The sequence below is a fragment of the Cellvibrio sp. KY-YJ-3 genome (genome assembly GCF_008806955.1).
Classification (GTDB): Bacteria; Pseudomonadota; Gammaproteobacteria; order Pseudomonadales; family Cellvibrionaceae; genus Cellvibrio.
In genome coordinates this window covers 3514198-3534926 of record NZ_CP031727.1, presented here as the reverse complement: position 1 = coordinate 3534926, position 20729 = coordinate 3514198, and the positions used below count along the sequence as shown (strand labels likewise).

Below are 20729 nucleotides of genomic sequence, written 5' to 3'. Positions count from 1 at the left end.
AACAAGCGATTGATCTGCTTGTCCATTGAATAGCGTACATAACAAACAAACCCAAGGAGATACTCCCATGCAAGACTATGTTGAAGATTTACTGGATATCCAGTACGACGATGCTGATGATGACTTTTACGAAGATTACTCAGACATCTAAATAAGAGCTGCTGCAGCGTTTTGCTGCAAGGCTCTGGTTAACTTCCTCTGATTTTCCCCGCCTGTTTTCACGATTTTAATCACTTTTCTATTTTTTAAGCCTGGCACCTATAACTAGTTTTTTTTTCGGCTTAATTTATTCTATTCAAATTCGTCGAGTAGGCCGCAAATCCGCCTGAAAATCAGTCGGAGAGGGGGTTGTTCACTTTTTTTTGGCGCCTGATTTCCTATACTCAAGCTGTCCTAAGCCAGGCTTGAGATTCCCGCCTATGCCGCACCCCTCCACAGCAAATTTTGAAGCCGTTTTTCTGTTTGATCATGAGCGCGTCGCTCGTGAGCTGCTTTATACGGAATTTGAGGCGATTCTCGATGGTTTTATCCCCATTCCTGATTTTGCCGGCGCTTCCGTCAAGGCAGCCTATATACAAGTGGGCAGCGGCTTGGCTGTAACGGGGCTGGTGTTTTTCCTTATCAGTTTTGATGAGCAAGGCATGGTTGATCGACGCTGGAATGTCCCTTTACAGCAATTGTTGGACTCGGCCGGGACAGGCCCCGATATGGGCGCGGGTGCGGTGCGCCTGGTGTGTTACAGCCAATGCCCGGTTGCTTGGCATCAAAAGAACCTTTGGGATCCCTCCATGCAGGTTGGCAATAATAGTTTTATTGCTATTCGTGATGCGGTGAAAGCTAATCGCTTGGGGTTTGTGGTTAAAGCCGAAAAGCCAGCTGCTCGATCCTCGCGTGATGCAATTGTGCCCAATCAGGTGTTGAGCGAAGAGGTGCTTGCGCGTGAGCAGGCAGCCTTGGAGCAGCGTTTACACGATTACTATACGGCCGAGTTGGCCAAGCAAATCGAGCTGCTAACTAATGAGCAGACCTTGCATATTGCAACCCTGATGAATCAAAAGCAGGCAAAACTGCACGGCTTACAGCAAGAACACCAAAAGCGTGTTTTGGCTTATCAGGAAAAGTTGCAGCAATTGGCGCAAGAGAACAAAGAGCTGGCGGAGCGCAATCAAACCCTCAAGGAAACACTTGATATCCAGGCGACCAAGGTGGAAGGGATGCGCGAGTATTTTGCGCATAAGCTCAAGGCCGCGCAGCAAGGTGAATCTAGCCAAATCCAGTTGTTGCAGGAAAATTTCTCGTTAGAGCTGGATGCCAAAATCCACGCTGCTACCGCCGAGCTGCGTGAAATGCTGGACATGCGCGAGGTTGAGTTGTTTTATCGTCACCAAAACGAAAGCACACTCAAAGAAGAGCTTGTCCAACTTAAGCATGAAAACCAGCAATTGCTCAAAAACAGTGGTGATCAATTGCTTGGCCGGCTAGTTAAAGCTGGCGTTAATCTGGTGACATTTTTACCCGGTTTGGGGGAGGTTGCGATTCCGCTCGATGATATTGGTGTCTATCTGGAAAACCCCAATGCCTACGCGGCGGCTAAAGTGGGTGTAAATGAACCGGTGTATCTCGCGTGGTTGGCGCATCATCAACTGCCATGTTGTAACGCGGTAGATGCGCGTGGCAAGACCTGCGGTAGGAGCATCCCCGTTATCGAAACTCCGTTAGAATTCCACCCCGGTGAGAGTGATCGCTGTGCGCAGCATCAGGCGGTGGCTCTTGGGATGTTGGCAGATAGTCGGCGATAGGAATTTGTGGTGGTGATAGAAACCGCGCAGCAGTTGGCAGATGCTGCTCTTGCAGTGCCTTTACAGCGGGCAACAACGGCAATGCTCTCCAAACAGGGCATTGAGTTGTGGGTCAGGCGTGATGATTTGTTGGATTCGCAATTGTCGGGCAACAAATTTTATAAGTTGTTTTTTAATTTGCAGGCGGCGCGTAGCCAAGGCTTCTCCCAAGTGCTCAGTTTTGGTGGTGCTTATTCCAACCATCTACATGCATTGGCCGCTGCGGCGCATCGTTATCGCATTAACGCTATTGGTGTTATTCGCGGCGAGCGACCTGCGCACTTGAGCGCAACCTTGATGGATGCCGAGGCCTGGGGGATGAAACTGGTTTTTGTTAGTCGCGCGGAGTACGACCGAAAAACTGAAGCGGATTGGCTGACCGATATGCAGGCTTGTTATGGGCCGTCATATCTTATTCCTGAAGGCGGAGCTAATCTTGCCGGTGCACGTGGAGTGCAGTTGTTGGGCCATGCGCTTGAGCAGCAAACACAGGGTGATTATGCTGCGGTATGCATTCCCGTTGGTACGGGCACTAGTTTGGCGGGTTTGGCTGCTGGTGTGGATCGACAAAAACCGGTAATTGGCTTTTCAGTGTTGAAAGGTGCCGGTGACTTAGGGGCTAATATCGCCACTTGTTATCGTGAGTTGGTTTCTGCGGAATCATACTTTGCCGATAACTGGCGATTAATTTCCGGTTTTCACGGCGGCGGTTATGCCAAAAAACCAAGTGCGAGTTTATTCGAGTTTTGGCGGGGGTTTGAGCGTAGCACGGGCATTCCCCTTGATCCGGTTTATACAATAAAAATGCTTTGGGGGATTAGTTCCCTGGCGCAACAAGGTTATTGGCCGCGCGGCTCACGCCTTATTGCGATTCACACCGGTGGTTTGCAAGGGCGCCGCGGTTTTAATTGCCCTTGAGAATCAGCTTTCACCATGAAGGATGTTGCTATGCAGGCTCAAAAATCCATACCAATGCCGCCAGTTGAATTTGACCTGAATTTGACGCACACACTGGTGCCACTTAAAGATATGAGTGAGAGCCATCTGCTCGCACTACTCAGCAACGCATCGCAGGAAACGGTCTGTGCCGGGCAGTCACTTTTTGTGGCGGGTAATTACGATGGGCAACATGTTTATTTACTTCATGGCGATGTAAGTCTGGTGGCCGGTGATGGCTTGCGCACCCGTGTCAAAGGTCGTTCCTCCCTGTTTCCTATTGCTCATCAGCAACCACGTCAGGTGACAGCAATTGCCGAAACGGACTGCAGTCTCGTGCGCATCAACAGTGAGCAATTGGATAAGTTGCTCACTTGGAGTGAAGTGGCGGATTACTTACAGCTCAATATTTCCCGCGAGCGTGATCTGGATGAAGATGTTGATTGGATGATGACAGTGTTGCGCTCCAATTTATTTTTTAAGGTTCCTCCTTTAAATGTAGAGCAGATTTTTTCGCGCTTGATACCGCAAGTCGTTTACGCGGGTGACGTTATTATTCGCCAAGGTGAAATTGGCGACCAGTGTTATTTCATCAAAGAAGGCGAAGCCGATGTTACGCGCCATCAGGATAATAAGCGCGAACATCTGGCTACCATCGGTGTGGGGCGTTGTTTTGGCGAGGATGCACTGGTAAATGAAGCAGCGCGTAATGCCAGCGTGATTATGCGCACTGACGGCGTGTTAATGCGCTTGGGCAAACAGGATTTTTATCGCCTATTGAAAGAACCCGTGGTGGCAACGCTCGCCTTTAATGAGTTGCAAAATACTATTGCCAAGGGCGCGGTAGCAGTTGATGTGCGTAGTGAGGAAGAATACAGCGAAGGTCATTTGCCGCAGGCAGTTAATGTGCCGCTAAATATTTTGGCGATTAAATCCCGTCTGCTAAATAAAGAAAACACGTATCTCTTTTATTGCGATACCGGGCGTCGTAGTCGTGCTGCTGCGCATTTGTTGGCGCAGCAGGGTTACAAAACCTTGGCGCTGGATAATTGTGCCCAGCTTTTTACACCGCAGGCGCAACTAATCCATTTGACTGATACTCAAAATTATTTGTTGCGCGATGGATTGGCGGTTGCAGGAAAATAATCTTTTAAGGGTTGCTGTGGTTTTGCGGCCAGTCATCTGGCACCACAAAACCGCGTAACTGCTCTCGCCAAATACTATTTTTTTCATCATTCTCCAAGCATGACTCTATAACGGCCGCTACCATGAGCGGCCGTTTTGTTTGTTGGAGTTGGTGAATTAATTGCTGGTTTAGTGATTCCATATTCGTTATCAAGTCTGCGCCATGAACCTCTACCGGTGAAAACCATTGCTCGCGTTCTAAAATTATCCAACTGAACTTGTCGCTAGAGGGGTTTGTTGCAGCGATGAGTGTTAAAAAGTCGCGCAAATACCACCAAAATCCTAAGGCTTGAGAGGCATGGCTGTGCAGCGCTCGCGGCAGGCTATGGATATATTCTGCGCTGGTTAATTGATTGATGGATAGGGTGGCGGGCGCGGGTGAAAATAAATACCCTTGCAGGCAAAGTCCGCTGCGCCACTGATCTGCTTGGGGAAAACGCTGTTGCAGCGCAGTGTGCCCCTCGGGAGTTTGATGCAGCGGCAATTGGTGATCGCGCAAGCGCGCCAATTTCAAATCAAAACGATCGTGGCTGTTGGGGCCAATCCAATGTTGCCAATCTTGAGCTTGTTGCGGATCGTGGGTGTCGCACAAATAAAATTTTACCGCCGTTTCAATATGCCAATAGTCATCGCCGCGCCGACATAAAAAATCAAAGGCGCCGAGAGTCGCTTTGCCGCGGTTGATGGGGAAGTTATGCGCGAGCAATTGCCAGTGTGGTGCATGGGTAAAATAAAAACGCCAAAGGCTTTCGTAATAAATGCCGAGGCGTGTGCTTTTTACCTGCATCAAGGCATCGAGGAGTGGGCCCGGATCTTTGTCCAGTGCTTGCAACCAAGGCCAGATGTCTATGTCTGCCAGAGGGAAGATTTGTGTATTGCTGCCTGGTAATTCCTGCAATAAAGGTGGGCTCAGGCAGCACCAGGCCAAATCGCGCACGGCTTGATGGCGAAGTAGGTGAAATGGATCGGTGTCTGCAAGCGGGGCAATTAGCATAAAGTTAAGTCTTGGCGGTGATGAGGGCTATAATAGCCCACAGACATGTCGGCTTTTTGCCATTTTCATCAGCGCTCCCAGTGATACTTATGACTCATTTTTCGACTATCGGCCTTATCGGCCACCTTAACAACGAGCGCGCGGTTTATTCCATCAAGCGGCTTATTCGATTTTTGCAGCAGCGCAACAAAGCCTTTGTATTGGAGGCAGAAACGGCAGCGCTAATCACCGACGCCGGAATGGTCGCTGGTGCCCAGCAGATAATGGATATGGAAACCCTTGGGCAGGTGTGTGATCTGGTCATTGTGGTTGGTGGTGATGGCAGTTTGCTACGCGGTGCCCGGGCGCTGGCGCAGTATCAAGTCCCATTGCTTGGGGTTAATCGCGGCCGTCTGGGATTTTTGACTGACATCACCCCGGAAGATATCGAAAATAAAGTAGATGAAGTGCTCTCCGGCAAATTTACCTCGGAAAAACGTTTTCTGCTGGACATGGAAGTAAAGCGTGCAGGTCAACTAATTGATACCGCCGATGCGCTGAATGATGTAGTGCTGCATCCCGGCAAGTTTATTCATATGCTGCAATTTGAAATTTATGTGGATGGTGTATTTGTCACCAGCCAGCGCTCAGATGGGGTAATAGTCGCTACGCCTACCGGCTCCACCGCCTATTCGCTCAGCGGCGGCGGCCCCATTTTGCACCCCACCCTGGATGCGATTGTTGTTGTTCCCATGAACCCCCACACCCTAAGCAGCCGTCCGATTGTTGTTGCTGGTAACAGTGAAATCAGCATTCGCGTGGGTGAACATAATCGCGCCGAGCCGATGGTGACCTGTGATGGCAGCTCGCACGTAGAAGTACAGACGGGCGATGAAATTTGTATCCGCAAAAAAAGTCAGTTACTCGAGTTGCTACATCCCCTGGATTACAACTTCTATCAGCGTTGCCGCTCCAAGTTAGGCTGGGGTGGGCATTTGTTGCGAGAGTAGTATGGTTGCAAGAGTAGTATGGTCGTGAGTCCGTCATCATCAGTATCAACAACCGCTATTCGTGGCGAAGCTTATGGTTATGACTTGATTGGCGATATTCACGGCTGTGCACAAACATTAGCGCGCCTGCTGGAATTGATGGGCTACAAAAAAGTGCGTGGTGTTTATCGCCACCCATCCCGCCAAGCCATTTTTCTTGGCGATGTAGTTGACCGGGGGCCGCGTATTCGCGAGGCTTTGCACTTGGTGCGCAACATGGTCGAGCAGGGCAGTGCGCTGATGATTCTCGGCAACCACGAATTTAACGCGATGACCTACTGCACTCCCGTCGCGCCGGGCGCAAACGACTATTTGCGCGCACATACCCCCGCCGCCACCCGGCAAATCGCCGAAACCCTGCAGCAGTTTTCCCGCTACCCCCATGAGTGGCGAGCGTTTATGGATTGGTTCGCCAGTTTGCCGCTGTTTTTGGAAATTGAGCACCCACTGACCCAGCAAGTATTTCGCACTGTACATGCTTGCTGGGATCAGGCCCTGATTGACCAGCACCGTAAGGACTTTGGTGATGGACATATTGATTGGGGATTTGTGGAGCGCTCTTGCCGCAAGGGCAGCCTGGAGCACCTCACCCGTCTACGCCTCACCGGTGGGGTGGATTTGCCACTGCCGGAGGGCGAGGAAATGGTCTCGGCCGATGGTTATGTTCGTCGCGCGTTTCGCACCAAGTTTTGGGTGCCCGACGCAAAAACCTATGGGCAATTATTATTTCAGCCTGACCCACTGCCCGAGCATATCGCCACCATGGAGATTGCACCTGAACATCGCTCGCAAATGGTGTACTACGATGCACAACAGCCACCACTGTTTGTTGGGCACTACTGGCTGACCGGAAGCCCTCGTCCCATAGCGCCCAACCTCGCATGCCTGGATTACAGTGCGGTTAAATTCGGCCGTTTGGTGGCATATCGCATGGACGGTGAGGCACAATTACAGCAGGATAAATTTGTTTGGATCTATGTAGATCCTTGATGGTTGACCGCCCCCTGATAACTGGAAGACGCTTTTGAACTGGATCGCCGTAAAATATTTCTCTTTGGGTCACGACTTATCCGCCCTCAGCCGTTATTTGCACGAGCGTGGCCTTGAGCATCGCATTACTGAGGAAAATGCTCAGCAATGTTTGGCCGTAACCGATGCGGCGGTGATTCCTGCGCTGCAAGATTTTTTACAACAGCTAGAGGATGGGCGAGCGCAATTGCCCTCAACAACCGCTGAACCTTTGGTTACGCCTCCCTATATCCAAGCCGGTGCTGCTCAGCCTTCGCTGTTGGTGCAGGCGATGCATACTCCCATAGTGCTTGCGTTAATTTTATTAAGTGCGGTAGGTGGATTACTGGTGACAACGGAAACCGGTAATTTATTTTTGCATTATTTTAGTTTTCAGGATTTTACTGACACGCAGTACATTCCTATCGGCGAGTCACTGTCAGGTGGCGAACTCTGGCGATTATTAACGCCGATCTTTTTACATTTCGGTATTTTTCATTTTTTGTTTAACAGTTTATGGATGTGGGATTTAGGGCGTCGCCTGGAAATTCTCCAAGGGAAGTGGGGCTTTTTATTATTTGTGGTAGTTACCGGTATTGCCTCTAATCTTACACAGTATATGTGGAGCGGTTCTTCCAATTTTGGTGGAATGTCTGGCGTAGTCTATGCCTTGGTAGGTTTTATTGCTGTGCGCCAACGTTTAAACCCTCATCCGTTGGTTGCTGTATCGCCCGCATTGATTGGTTTTATGTTGGTGTGGCTGGTGTTGTGCATGACCGGCGTGGTTGATTATTTTATTGCCGGTTCTGTCGCTAATGCGGCGCATCTCGGTGGTTTGGTTGCTGGTGCGGTTTATGCGCTATTCACGGGTCGTTATTTTCTTCGTTAATTTTTTGTACGAGTCTTCTTATGGATTTACACCAATTACTGTCCAGCCTTACGCCAGAAATTTATCAAAATTTAAAACGCGCGGTAGAGCTGGGTAAATGGGCAGATGGTAATCGCCTCTCTGCCGAGCAGAGACAATTGTGTATGCAGGCAGTGATTGCCTACGAACACAAAAATTTACCGCCAGAGCAGCACACGGGTTACATTCCACCTGAGCCACATACCTTTTGTGGTGATGACGACCATGATCACGATCATGCCCGCACCGATAAACCCATCAAGTGGGTTGAATAACTCCTTCATCTTTCTGCGACTCAGGAATTTATTATGACTGCTGTTGAACAATCGCTTCCCGCTCAAAACCAACAACCTAAAACGATTTATCTCAAGGATTATCGGGTACCTGATTATTTAATCAGAACGACGGATCTGCGTTTTGAAATTTATGAAGGTGAAACGATTGTCAGCGCTATGTTAGATTTGTATCGCAACCCTGCAGCAATTGCCCCTGCAACTCAACTCAAGTTGCATGGTGCTGATGTGGAGTTAGTTTCTATCGCGCTGGATGGAAAAGTCTTGGGTGAGGGTGATTATGAATTTGGCGAGGAGAGCCTCACGCTTTTTAATACGCCTGCCGAATTCAAATTATTAACCATCACCAAAATAAAACCGGAGGCCAATACCTCACTGGAGGGTTTGTATCGCTCGCGCACTATGTATTGCACCCAGTGCGAAGCGGAGGGTTTTCGCAAAATCACCTATTACCTCGATCGCCCCGATGTAATGAGCGAATTCACCACTACGGTAGTGGCGGATAAAAAATTTCCGGTGCTGTTATCCAACGGTAATTTAATCGATCAGGGCGAACTGGAAAATAATCGACACTATGCCACCTGGCATGATCCCTTTAAAAAACCGGCTTATTTATTTGCACTCGTGGCAGGTGATTTAGCGCATATCGAGGATGGTTTCACCACTTGTTCGGGGCGCAATGTCGCACTGAAAATATTTGTAGAACCCAAAGACCTGGACAAGTGCGACCACGCCATGACCTCGCTTAAAAATTCCATGCGTTGGGATGAAGAAGTTTACGGCCGCGAATATGATCTGAATATTTTTATGATTGTCGCGGTGGACGATTTCAATATGGGCGCGATGGAAAATAAAGGTCTGAATATTTTCAACACCTCCTGTGTGCTCGCCAAACCGGAAACCACGACCGATGGCGGCTTTCAGCGCGTAGAGGGTGTAGTGGCCCACGAATATTTCCACAATTGGAGCGGTAACCGCGTCACCTGTCGCGACTGGTTTCAATTGAGTTTAAAAGAAGGTTTTACCGTGTATCGCGATTCGGAATTTTCCGCCGATATGGGTTCGCGTACTGTGAAACGTGTCGAAGACGTTAGCCTATTGCGCACCTTGCAATTTGCGGAAGATGCAGGCCCCATGGCGCATCCGATTCGCCCTGAGTCCTATATCGAAATTTCTAATTTTTATACCATGACTGTGTACGAAAAAGGCGCAGAAATTATCCGTATGCTCGCCACCTTGCTCGGCAAAGAAAATTTCCGCAAAGGCACAGATTTATATTTTGAACGTCACGATGGACAGGCAGTCACTACGGAAGATTTTGTTGCGGCGCTCGCCGATGCTTCTGGTCGCGACTTAACCCAATTCAAACGCTGGTACTCACAAGCGGGCACACCGCGTTTGGAAATTCGCGATCATTACGACGAAGATGCGCAAGAATACTCATTGACCATCACCCAATCTTGCCCTGCCACGCCCGAGTGTGCACACAAGCTGCCGTTCCATATCCCGATTGCAATGGGCTTATTGGGCAGTGCGGGGGATTTACCGCTTTATGTAAAAGATGCCGAGCCAGATTTTGAAACGGGCGATAATACACACAAAGTTATCGAGCTGAGGGATACAGAACAAACGTTTGTATTTCAGCGTGTTCAGGAAAAACCGGTGCCCAGTTTGCTGCGTGGTTTTTCCGCCCCGGTAAAAATGCATTACCAATACAGCCGTGCCGATTTGGTATTACTCATGAGCCGCGACAGCGATGGTTTTAATCGCTGGGAAGCGAGTCAGCAGTTGGGCTTGCAAGCCATTTATGCTGCTATGCAGCACTACCAGCAGGGCGGTGATTTATCGGGTTGGGTGGTAGATGCAGATTTGGTCGCGGCTTATCGCAGCGTATTACAGGATGAAAGTCTTGATCAGGCAATGGTCGCTTATATGCTCAGCTTGCCAACGGAAGCGTATTTAAGTGAGTTGGCTGATGTAGTTGATGTTGAGGCGATTCATTTCAGTCGCGCCGCCGTGCGCAAAGCACTGGCGCGAGAATTGCGCGAAGATTTTGAACGTATTTATCAAGCCTACGATCATCAGCAAAGCTACAGTGCAACAGCCGATGCGATTGCGGCGCGGAGTTTAAAAAATGTCGCGCTGGCTTATTTAATGTTGCTCAATGATGAAAATCTGATTCACGCCTGTGAGCTGCAGTATCGCACCAGCAACAATATGACCGATGTGATGGCGGCATTGACGCAATTGGTCAACAGTGAGGCCCCGCTTGGGCAGCAGTTGGCGGAACAGGCGCTGGCCGATTTTTATCAGCGCTGGCAGCACGAGTCTTTAGTGGTTAACCAGTGGTTGAGTGTGCAGGCCAGTTGCGCATTGCCCAACACGCTTGCCAAAGTCAAAGCCCTGCAAACACACGCGGGGTTTGATGGGAAAAACCCGAACAAAATTCGCGCGTTAATTGCCAGTTTCTGTAATGCCAATGCGATTAACTTTCATGCAGGCGAGGGTGCGGGTTATCAATTTTTGGCAGATCAAATTATCCACCTGAATAAACAAAACCCACAAATTGCAGCGCGCTTGTTAACCCCCTTAACCAAGTGGAAAAAATATAACCGGGCTCGCCAGGCACTGATGAAAGCAGAATTAGAGCGAATCTTGGCAGAACCCAATCTCTCCAAGGATGTATTTGAGGTGGTAAGCAAAAGCTTGGTATAGCGGCGTGCGCTAAACAACACTAGTAACTCCTTTCAATTATTGAACTAAAAATGGCCGCTCACTGAGCGGCCATTTTTTTGCCTGATCTTCTTGTACCTCAGATATGGCATGAATGTTGAAGTACGCATCTTATGATTTTGAAATAGGGCTTTGGTTCTGGCACCTAGCTTTCGAATGTATAGTTTTTGGTGCGCAAGTGGTTTTGTTGCCCCGTTAGAGGGCGAGTGCAGGCGGTAATTTCAATTTTCTAAAAAAGCTCTTTGCACTACTTTTGGGCGATAGGTTGTGGTTCGGTTAACGAGTTGTTGGTTTTGTGGTGTGGAGGTAAGTGATGGTGCGTTTCTTGGGGCAGGCGGTTGCCTCAGTTAAATCGTGGGTTTTATTGGTGGCGATATTCGGCAATCTGCTGTTGGTAGCCGGAGCAATCGCGCTAAATAGTGTGAGCCTTTGGTTGATTGTGCCGCTACTACTCATCGTGGTTTTGATTCTGGGTATTGTGGGTGGGGTCAACAAAGATATTGCGGGAATAAAACAGTATTTGTCCGCTGTCGATCGCGATCAAACTGTTGACTGGAATCAATTAGTGACTGGCCCATTACACGGTTTGCACGATACGTTTATCGAGGTTTTTAAAGCGCGTCAACGACGCAATGCAGAATATAAAGATGCAGTAAAAGAAATGGGTCACTCCTCGTTGGAACTCGCCACTAACGCAAAAGAAGTTTCCAAAAGTGCGGCCTATCAATCCAATGCCACTACCTCCAGTGCGGCGGCAATTACCGAGATCAGCCACAGTATTGATGACATTAGTAGCCGAATTTCTGCCGCGCGTGATGCGGCAACTAGCGCCTGCGATTTAAGTAAGCAGGGAGGGCAGTCCCTCGCGGGTGCAAGCCGTGAAGTGAATGACGTAGCGAGCCTCGCGCGCGAAACCGAAGTGCGTGTGAGTCAGTTGGATGCGCTCATGCAAAACGTTACCTCAATGTCCAAAATCATTGGTGATATTGCCGGGCAAACCAATTTATTGGCATTGAATGCGGCGATTGAAGCGGCGCGTGCAGGTGAGCATGGGCGCGGTTTTGCAGTAGTAGCCGATGAAGTTCGTGCACTGGCAGTTCGCAGTCATGGTTCTGCGGCAGAAATTGCAACCAATATTGCCCGCGTACAAGAGAGTATGCAGCAGGTATTGGGCAGTATGAAAAGTGTGGTGGAAAAAACCGATAACTCGTTGCAAGAAGTTGCCAGTGCCGATGCTTCATTAAAATCTATTCTTACCACCACGGATGTTGTATTCAGTTTAATTGATGAGATTGCAGTTGCTGCCGGTCAACAGAGTATTGCCGCGCGCGAAATTTCAAAACATATAGAGACTGTTGCCGACCTAGCCAATCAAAATAGTTTTCGCGCCGGTCAAGCGGCGGAGATTGCAGACCACTTACATAAATTGACCCACCAAGCGGAGTAAAAATAATGGAAACTCCTCTCTTGCTCACCATTGTGCTACTGGCGGTTCCTGCAGGTTTCTTATTATTTTTAATGGTTTCCCTACAGCACAGGCGTAATCAAGCTAGTAAATTATTTGTGCAGGGTATTGCCTACATAAAACTGTTGCGTGGTTTGCTTACTTACATTCAGCAACACCGGGGTTTAACCACAGGGTTTATCAATGGTAATGCCGCGGCCCAGCAGGATATTGAATCCCTTGAGCAGAATATAAAACGCACTATGTCTGACGTAGATTCGTCCGGCGAATGGATGCGCAGTAATGTTAAATGGTCCAGTCTGGTCGATCATTGGTCGCGGCTGAGTGTGCTTTATATGCAGGGCGATGCGGATAAAAATTTTAAGCAGCACAATATTCTTATCGCCAACTTGCTCTATCTGATTGATGACGTTGCTGACGTGCACCACCTGACTAAAGTTACCGGTGATGCGATGGATACCGATTGGCGCTACCTGTTATCCATTGCCGAATACATCGGGCAGGCGCGTGCGTTGGGAACAGGCGTGGCAGCGAAAGGGCAGTGCTCAAGTGTGTTGCGTATTCAGTTGAATCACCTGCGCAATAAAATTGCCTCCAGTGTTGATGCAACCTGGCCGGAACAATCGCGGAGCGAAATACACCATTTATTACATTGCATTGAAACCCAGCTGGTGGTAGATCGCCCCAGCATTCAGGCCGCAGATTATTTTAAATTGGCGACCCGCTGTATTGAGCATGTGCTTAACCAATTTGATCGACAAATTGAGCGGCTTGAATATGATCGGGGATAGATATTGAAAGTGAGCGCCGGAGCGTCACTTTCATTTTTTAATGTTTATATAGCGGCTGCAGGGTTTCACCGGTAGCCGTTTTTTTGTATTTGCGGCGGCGGAGGTTGGCCATTAACTGCAACAGGTTTTCACTGTCCAGTGTGCTGGCTGTGTTACTAAAAATAGCGCTGTCTAATTGTTGTAATACGTCGGTGAGTGGCTGTGTTTTGGCGCGTAGGGCGACACCGTGCAAACTGGTTAAAGTTTTATCGTTCCAATAAATCTGGCTCCAACTAAGAATGGCTTTACGCAATAACGGCAGGTTTTTATCACCCAGTGCGCGTTTCACGTCTGCCCAAGCGGCGGCTTCCGATTCATGTTCACGCGTCAGTAGGTGCTGCTTGTTATCCTGCCGTTGTGTTAATTCCCGCTTCGCGGTCCAAAAACGCCACGCAAAAAATAACGCAGCCAACAAGGTGATTAAATTAGACGCATAAAGCCAAGCCGGTGTTTTTGTTGTGACTACTGGATTCTCGGCAGCAATACTGCTCAGGTCGGTATTAAGCGGAATACTGTTTGTTTGTTCATCTTCAGCCTGTGTATCGACAGGCGGTGCCATATTGTTGGGTGACATAGCGCCGCTGCCTACATTGAGTGTTACTGCTGGAAGCGTTGCAGTTTGTTGTGTTTGTTTATTGGTGTCCCACCATGACACAGTGGTTTCCGGGAGCGTAAAGCGGCCGGCTTTGGTGGGAACTATCGCAATGGTTTCTATACGCGAGCCTATCATTCCCTGAGCATTTTTTTGGTCGTCCGTTTGTGCCTGATCACTGTAAAAAGTGAGTCCATCCACATTCGGTAATTGTAGCGGTGCGATTTGTCCGGCTGTTAAACCATCCGCTTTGATTGTAATAGTGCGCGTAATTGGTTCGCCCACTTTGAGTGAATCAATGCTGGCACTCCAGTGTTCAACTAATTCCACCTTGGTTGCCGGCAACCAGTTTTGGCTATACGCGGCTGGTGCGGGGTTTATCGTCAGGCGTTGTTCTTCGGTGCGCAAACGCAGGATATTACTTTGACTGTTGCCATAGAATCTATCCCACAAATCACGCTGCCCTGAATCAAGCGATACTTGATAAAGCACCCCGGGAATTATCAGTTCACCGCTTTGTTGCGGGAAAATTGCGTAGCGTGTTTCTACTACGGCGCCAGGGCGGCCATTGATTTTGGTTTGATATTGTTTTTCATCCAGTTGCATTACCAGTGCATCTTTTACTTGCAGCGGTTGTAAATCGATTCCGCTCAAACCCACCGTAGTATAGAGGCGCAAGGTGACAATAATTTGCTCCTGCACATAGGCGCTGTCTTTACTGGTTTCAATTTCTACATTGACCTGGCTGTCGTTATTTTTGGGTGTACGGCTTTTTCCTTCCACGGTGATGGGGATTGCATCGCTAATGGCACCATCAATGGTGAACGAAGGAATAAGTAGGGTGCCGATGCGTTTGGGTGCAAGTGCAATTTTCCATTCGGTGGAGGCTTCCATATTGCCGTTGATAATGCTCATCTGGGTGCCGCTTTGGGTATTGAGAATATCAAAATCTTTTTGCAGCAACTCATAGTCCGGCGTGGCATTGATTTGTTCGTCGTAGCGCAATACCAGCGTGAAGGTTTCTTCCAGCCCTAGTGTATCGCGGTCGACGCTGGCGGTGAGGTTGCCTGCGTAAACATTGAGTCCGGTGATCATCAATATAAAGCCCACTAATTGGCGTGCACATTTTTTCATGCTAAAGCTGGATTCTTTCATCATTCTGTTCCGTCGCTATGGAGAGCAATACGCATTTTGTATTTTGGTTGCTGGCTGGAAAGTGATACGTTAAAAATTACCAGCGATTTTCAGCCCCGTTTTCAGGCGGTGTCCAATCACCATTCATAATTTCCTGATTGCGTTTGTAATGTTCGTAATTGAATTTGTTGCGCAGCAAACCGCCCGGATCATCCGGCACACGGCGCAACCATTGCTCCATGGCCTGACGTTCTTCATCGGTTAAATCATCCTCAGTAGGTTCAGCTATTTGTTGCTGGGCTTCCGCTGCTTGCTGTTCCTCTTGCTCACGCTGAGCAGCCTCGGCGGCCTTTTGCTCGTCAGATTTTTCTTCATCGGATTGTTCAGGCTCAGCGTTTTCTTGTTGCTCGTCCTGATCAGCTGAAGATTGTTGTTCGTTCTGCTGATTTTGTTGATTTTGTTGATTTTGTTGATTTTGTTGATTTTGTTGATTTTGTTGATTTTGCTGTTCATTGTCCGCTTGGTTTTCTTGCGACTGATCCTGTTGCTGATCACTTTGCTGCTGATTATTTTGTTGATCCTGCTGCTGATCGCTATTTTCCTGCTGTTGCTGATCCTTCTTTTGCTCGTTGTTTTGCTCTTTATTTTGATCCTGATTTTGTTCTTGTTGTTCTTGTTGTTCTTGTTGTTCTTGTTGTTCTTGTTGTTCTTGTTGTTGCTTCAGTGCTTCTTCCACTAGCTGACGATTTTTTTTGGCATCTTCCAAATCGGGATTTAATTTCAGTGCTTGGTCATAAGCCTTTAATGCTTCGGCTAATTGATTTGCTTTTGCCAGTGCATTGCCACGGTTGTAATGCCCGCGGTCAGTATTAAAGTCGGCAAAGGTTTTGGCGGCTGCCGCGTAATCGCCTGCTTTATATTGGGCGCTGGCTTTCCATTCCGGGTCGGTAAAGGTTTGTGCCGCGGCGGCGGCTTGTTCTTGTTGTAATTGTTCACGGGCTTGTTGGTTTTTATTTTTCCATAAATCGTCCCAGCTCATGGCATAACTGGTGTTGGGTGTTAAGCCAATTAGTGGAACTAACAATAAACTCAACAGCACACCGCGTCGGAAACTGTACAGCACTATGGGGAGCAGCAGTAATACCAGCCAGTGGCCACGGTCATACCAGCTATCAAACTCACGTTCAACGCGTTGTGTTTCTGCTTGTGCCGGCGCGGGGAAATCGAGCAGGTAATCAATATCACGACTGGTATTCGCTAGTGTGCGATAGCGGCCACGACTATCACTCGCCAATTGTTGCAATTCGTCGCTGTTAAGCTTGGTGGTGACTATGTTGCGTGCGTTGTCGCGCACAAAACCACCTTTGCTGCTGGGAATGGGTGTGGGAGTATCACCACCTACACCGAGAATCGACAAACGATATTGCGGTTCGCGATTCATAATATCGCGCACTGTGTATTGCGCATCCTCATCCACGCCGTCGGTGATTAACAATAAATCGCCTTGCGTAATTGATGAGTCTTTTAATAATTGCAGTGCGCGGTTGACGGCCGCTTCGGTATTGCTGCCTTGCGCTGGCATGATGTTGGGGTGCAGTGCGGGAATAATATTGTTAATGGTTTCGGTGTCGTCGGTGAGTGGCGTCACTACATGCACATCACCCGCATAGACTAACAAGGCGGTTTGACCATCTTCCCGCTGGCGTAACATGTCGGCAATTTTTAAACGGGCGCGCACCAAACGCGAGGGTTTTAAATCTTCGCTCATCATGGATGGGGAGAGATCTAACATAATCACCAGCGCTTGCTGATTTTGTTCCACTGCCACCGGGCGCTTTTCCCAGCTGGGGCCCGCGAGTGCAATACAGCTTACAACCCACGCAAACAATAATGCCAATAATTGCCAGGGTTTAATACGCGTGGTTTGACCATCCAATAAATAATGTAAAAGTTCAGGTGCAACTATTTGCTGCCATTGTTTGGCGTTGTGTTTTTGATACCAGAGCAATAGGGCGATAATTACCACGGGCAGCAGTGCACCTAACCACCAAGGGCGCAAAAAATGAAACTGTGCAAGGAGTGATTCAATAGTCATTATGCATGCTCCACACGCGCTGCACGGCCTTGCCAAATATGCAGGCAGGCGAGCAAGAGGCTCAGCAGAAAAGCGATAGCCAGTGGCCAGTAAAATAGGGTTTGCACCGGGCGAAATGTTTCCGTTTCCATTTCAATGGGTTCAAGGCGGTCCAGCTCGCGATGAATATTGTCTAACTCCTCTAAATTGCGAGCGCGGAAATATTTGCCGCCGGTTTTTTCGGCGATGTTAACCATGGTTGGCTCATCCAAGTCCCGCGATGGATTAACTGTACGCGAACCGAAAATGCCTGGCACCTCCATTGATTCAGCGCCAAACGCGATGGTGTAAATTTTAATTTTTGCTTGCTGCGCCAGTTCGGTGGCTTTGTCGGGTGAAAGTTGTCCGGCAGTATTGGCGCCATCGGTTAAGAGCACCAGTACACGGCTGGCATCCGGGCGATCGCGCAGGCGTTTTACCGCGAGACCAATTGCATCGCCAATCGCAGTTTCGCGCCCGGCAAAACCAATTTGTGCCTCTTGCAATAATTGATTAACGGTTTTGCGATCATAAGTTAGCGGCGCTTGTAAATAAGCTTGGGCGCCAAACAAAATTAACCCCATGCGGTCGCTATTGCGGCGCACCACAAAATCACCAATTACTTTTTTCACCGCCATCAAGCGCGTTACGCGACGACCGGCAATGGCCATGTCGGTCTGTTCCATACTGCCGGAAATATCCACCGCCATTAATAAATCGCGTCCGCTAGAGGGCATGCTGGTTGGCTCGCCAACCCACTGGGGATTGGTCGCTGCAAATAAACAACAAATCCAAATCAGCCACAGCGCCAATAATTTTGCCGGGCGTTTATTAATACCGAGTTTACTGTGTTGTTCGAGTTGGCTGGCGTGTTGATAAAAGGGTACCCGCAGCGCCGCTTCAATGCGTTTTTTAGCGGGTATAAATACCATCACCAAGGGCAGGGGAGCCAACAAAAGTAACCAAGGCCAATGCATTTCAAACATGGTTGGCCTCCGCTGTTGCGCTAGCTTTTTGTGTGGTGGCTTTTTGTAGGCTGGGAAGTTTTTGACGATGATTGCAATGCAGTTTTATCCACTGCTCACTGAGCTGGTACAAGCCGGTGGCATCCACCTGCGGATTTTTCTGGTACGCACTGGTTAATAAACTTTGCCCGAGCTCGCTGGAAAATTTTTGGTTGAGCGCCGGGCAAACCGCATCCAACCAACTCAACCACTCTGCACCTTTAATGCTGGCGTTAAAACTCTGTGGGTAAGCGGTGATTGCGGTGCGGCGCAACAATACGCTGAGCGAGTGCAAATAAGCAGCGGTGTCTTGTGATTGCTGATGCTGCGTATAAATGGCGGCGAGTTCTTGCTGGGCAACAGTGCGGTAATAGTTTTGTTGTTTACGCGTGCGCCAGATAAAAAAGCCAATAATGGCAATGATGAATAATGCGATTAGAACCCACCAGCCGGGTGCGAGTGGCCACCAGCTTAGGCTGTCGGGCAAATGAATGTCGGCTAATTGATCCAGTGGTGAAGGTGTTGCTTGCATAGGTGGCGGTTGCATAAGTAACTATTGTTCTTTTTCAGTGAATTTATTTTTTACGTCCGAATGCTTTGCGCAAGCCATCCTGAACATCGTCTTGCGTAGCAAAACTTAGCAGTGGAATACGCAGGCGTTTGCAGATGGTTGTGAGCAAGTTCAGGTGTTGATCAAATTGATTTTTATAGGCTTGCTGAAATGCTTTTTCGTTTGCGGCTAATTGCAACCGTTCACGGCCATTGCTAATGGTGAGCGCTGAGTTGCTGATCAATTGTCGTTCGAGTTGATCGTAAATATGAATCAGGGTGACATCGGTATGGCGAGCCAGCTCAAACAACTGTTGCTCGGCGCTTTCATTCATATCGTGAAAGTCGCTGATGATAAACAGTGCACAACCGGGTTTGGCGATACGTCGTGCATCGGCCAACATGTCTTGCAGGCGGTTTGCTTGTTGCGGTTGGCCATTGGCTAGCGTGCCAGGTTCGGGCATGAGCGGCGATACAAGGCGGTGATTGTAGTCCTGCAGCTGATGCAATAATTCCAGCACCGCATGTTTGCTGCGGCGCGGGCGTACATCGCGCTGGTCGTAATCACCAAATACCAACGCGCCTAAACGATCACCGTTGGCCAGCGCCGCCCAACCGAGCAGGGCGGCAATGTGCGCCGCGAGTACGGATTTAAAACAGCGCGTGCTGCCAAAAAAAAGTGGCGAGCGTTGATCCACCAGCATAAATACCGGGCGCTCGCGCTCTTCGCGAAAAATTTTGGTGTGGGCGACTTGGGTACGCGCGGTGACTCGCCAATCAATGGAGCGAATATCATCGCCCGGTTGATACAGGCGCACTTCTTCAAAATCCATCCCGCGCCCGCGAAATCGGGTGCGTTCACCGCCCGACAATAAACTGCGTGCCGGCCTGTGGGCGAAGAGTTTTAGATCTTGTGCGGAAAAACGGCAGCGCAATAACGATGCTAATTCGGTGTAAGCACCGCGCGGATTCAATTCCTGCTGCTCATTTTTAACTTGCTGTTGGTTGCGCATAACAATTAGCTCAAAGGTACGGCAGCAAGTAGTTGGTTGATAGCCTGATCGGGTGTGGTGCCGGTTGCCTCGGCTTCAAAACTTAAAATCAGGCGATGGCGCAGTACATCGTGGGCCACGGCTTGCACATCGTCGGGGCTGACAAAGTCGCGGCCTTCCAGCCAGGCGTGTGCTCGGGCGCAGCGGTCCAGCGCGATAGTGGCACGGGGGCTGGCACCGTATTCTATCAGCCCGGCCAATTCCGCCGAGTATTGTGCGGGGCGGCGGGTGGCGTTGATCAAATGGACGATGTAGTCCTCAACACTTTCGGCCATGTGAATCGCCAGAATTTCTTTGCGTGCGGCTTCGATGGTTGCCTGGGAAATTTGCGTCGGTTGTTCACTGCTTACCGCGGCGGCTTCATTGCGGGCCAATTTTAAAATACGGCGCTCGGCATCAATGCTGGGGTAATCCACCACCACATGTAATAAGAAACGGTCGAGTTGTGCTTCGGGTAGCGGATAGGTGCCTTCTTGCTCGATGGGGTTTTGTGTTGCCATCACCATAAACAAACCGGGCAGTGGGTAGGTTTTGCTGCCGACACTCACTTGCCGCTCAGCCATAGCTTCCAACAGTGCCGATTGCACCTTGGCGGGCGCGCGGTTGATTTCATCGGCGAGTACTAAATTGTGAAAAATCGGGCCGGGCTGGAATTCAAAGCGATGCTGCTCCGGGCGGTAGATATCGGTACCGGTAACATCGGACGGCAATAAATCCGGAGTGAACTGAATGCGATGAAAGTTGCCTTCAATAGCCTGAGCCAGGGTTTTAATCGCCTTGGTTTTGGCAAGGCCGGGCGCGCCTTCAACTAACAAGTGGCCATCGGCAAGTAGCGCAATTAATAGGCGCTGGGTCAAATGTTCCTGTCCGATGATTTGATCGTTAAGCCAGGTGTTCAGAGACTGTAATTGTTGATATGCCTGCATTGGAATTGAAGACCTTGTGTTGTAATCGAGAGGGCGATTAAGGGTTAGTCATTGCTGAGGGCGTTACGAGCACGCGCGACAGCGCCACAAAAGTGCTAAATAGACTGCTCTTACTGGTGTCGGTTCCCTGTAATTTCAAGTG

The 20729-nt window shown here is 49.2% G+C and carries 18 protein-coding genes; 11 read left to right on the top strand and 7 right to left on the bottom strand.

Annotated elements, in window-relative coordinates:
* Positions 1–25 precede the first annotated feature (25 nt).
* The 4 genes from D0B88_RS19235 (at position 26) to D0B88_RS14900 (ending at position 3920) form a co-directional block, all read left to right on the top strand.
* On the top strand, positions 26–151 hold the full coding sequence (locus D0B88_RS19235) for a hypothetical protein (RefSeq protein ID WP_255477784.1): 126 nt from the start codon (positions 26–28) through the stop codon (positions 149–151).
* Between the two features lie 268 nt (positions 152–419).
* Positions 420–1799, top strand: a complete 1380-nt coding sequence (locus D0B88_RS14910; RefSeq protein WP_151058163.1) for a hypothetical protein — start codon at positions 420–422, stop codon at positions 1797–1799.
* A 9-nt stretch (positions 1800–1808) separates the two neighbouring features.
* A complete protein-coding gene (locus D0B88_RS14905) occupies positions 1809–2756 on the top strand; it encodes a 1-aminocyclopropane-1-carboxylate deaminase/D-cysteine desulfhydrase (RefSeq protein ID WP_225318387.1) in 948 nt (315 codons plus the stop codon).
* Positions 2757–2786: 30 nt separating this feature from the next.
* A complete protein-coding gene (locus D0B88_RS14900; RefSeq protein ID WP_225318386.1) occupies positions 2787–3920 on the top strand; it encodes a cyclic nucleotide-binding domain-containing protein in 1134 nt (377 codons plus the stop codon).
* A gap of 4 nt (positions 3921–3924) precedes the next feature.
* Here D0B88_RS14900 and D0B88_RS14895 read toward each other — a convergent pair whose 3' ends face one another.
* The gene (locus tag D0B88_RS14895; RefSeq protein WP_151058157.1) at positions 3925–4953 is read right to left on the bottom strand and encodes a DUF1853 family protein; all 1029 of its coding nucleotides are present in this window, start codon (positions 4951–4953) and stop codon (positions 3925–3927) included.
* A gap of 89 nt (positions 4954–5042) precedes the next feature.
* Here D0B88_RS14895 and D0B88_RS14890 point away from each other — a divergent pair, with 89 nt between their 5' ends.
* The 7 genes from D0B88_RS14890 (at position 5043) to D0B88_RS14860 (ending at position 13178) form a co-directional block, all read left to right on the top strand.
* Positions 5043–5942: an NAD(+) kinase gene (locus tag D0B88_RS14890; protein ID WP_007641897.1), complete on the top strand. Its 900-nt coding sequence runs from the start codon at positions 5043–5045 to the stop codon at positions 5940–5942.
* A gap of 18 nt (positions 5943–5960) precedes the next feature.
* Positions 5961–6971 (top strand): metallophosphoesterase, encoded by a 1011-nt coding sequence (locus D0B88_RS14885; protein WP_151058155.1) that lies wholly within the window; start codon positions 5961–5963, stop codon positions 6969–6971.
* Between the two features lie 34 nt (positions 6972–7005).
* Positions 7006–7878 (top strand): rhomboid family intramembrane serine protease, encoded by an 873-nt coding sequence (locus D0B88_RS14880; RefSeq protein ID WP_151058153.1) that lies wholly within the window; start codon positions 7006–7008, stop codon positions 7876–7878.
* A gap of 20 nt (positions 7879–7898) precedes the next feature.
* Positions 7899–8171, top strand: coding sequence for a YeaC family protein (locus tag D0B88_RS14875; protein ID WP_151058151.1), 273 nt, complete (start codon positions 7899–7901; stop codon positions 8169–8171).
* Positions 8172–8204: 33 nt separating this feature from the next.
* The gene (pepN, locus tag D0B88_RS14870; protein ID WP_151058149.1) at positions 8205–10904 is read left to right on the top strand and encodes an aminopeptidase N; all 2700 of its coding nucleotides are present in this window, start codon (positions 8205–8207) and stop codon (positions 10902–10904) included.
* Between the two features lie 331 nt (positions 10905–11235).
* The gene (locus tag D0B88_RS14865; protein WP_151058147.1) at positions 11236–12369 is read left to right on the top strand and encodes a methyl-accepting chemotaxis protein; all 1134 of its coding nucleotides are present in this window, start codon (positions 11236–11238) and stop codon (positions 12367–12369) included.
* Positions 12370–12374: 5 nt separating this feature from the next.
* Positions 12375–13178, top strand: a complete 804-nt coding sequence (locus tag D0B88_RS14860) for a nitrate- and nitrite sensing domain-containing protein (protein WP_151058145.1) — start codon at positions 12375–12377, stop codon at positions 13176–13178.
* Between the two features lie 37 nt (positions 13179–13215).
* On the opposite strand, the gene D0B88_RS14855 is transcribed toward D0B88_RS14860, so the two are convergent.
* The 6 genes from D0B88_RS14855 to D0B88_RS14830 all read right to left on the bottom strand — a co-directional run bounded on the left by D0B88_RS14855 (position 13216) and on the right by D0B88_RS14830 (position 20587).
* A complete protein-coding gene (locus tag D0B88_RS14855) occupies positions 13216–14967 on the bottom strand; it encodes a BatD family protein (protein WP_151058143.1) in 1752 nt (583 codons plus the stop codon).
* A gap of 73 nt (positions 14968–15040) precedes the next feature.
* Complete coding sequence (locus D0B88_RS14850) at positions 15041–17038, bottom strand: VWA domain-containing protein (RefSeq protein WP_151058141.1); 1998 nt, start codon at positions 17036–17038, stop codon at positions 15041–15043.
* On the bottom strand, positions 17038–18042 hold the full coding sequence (locus tag D0B88_RS14845) for a VWA domain-containing protein (RefSeq protein ID WP_151058139.1): 1005 nt from the start codon (positions 18040–18042) through the stop codon (positions 17038–17040). The genes D0B88_RS14850 and D0B88_RS14845 overlap by 1 nt, the downstream gene beginning before the upstream one ends.
* On the bottom strand, positions 18035–18607 hold the full coding sequence (locus D0B88_RS14840) for a DUF4381 domain-containing protein (protein ID WP_151058137.1): 573 nt from the start codon (positions 18605–18607) through the stop codon (positions 18035–18037). Before D0B88_RS14840 ends, D0B88_RS14845 begins: the two co-directional genes overlap by 8 nt.
* A 28-nt stretch (positions 18608–18635) precedes the next feature.
* Positions 18636–19622: a DUF58 domain-containing protein gene (locus D0B88_RS14835; protein ID WP_151058135.1), complete on the bottom strand. Its 987-nt coding sequence runs from the start codon at positions 19620–19622 to the stop codon at positions 18636–18638.
* Positions 19623–19627: 5 nt separating this feature from the next.
* On the bottom strand, positions 19628–20587 hold the full coding sequence (locus D0B88_RS14830) for a MoxR family ATPase (protein WP_151058133.1): 960 nt from the start codon (positions 20585–20587) through the stop codon (positions 19628–19630).
* Between the last annotated feature and the right edge of the window lie 142 nt (positions 20588–20729).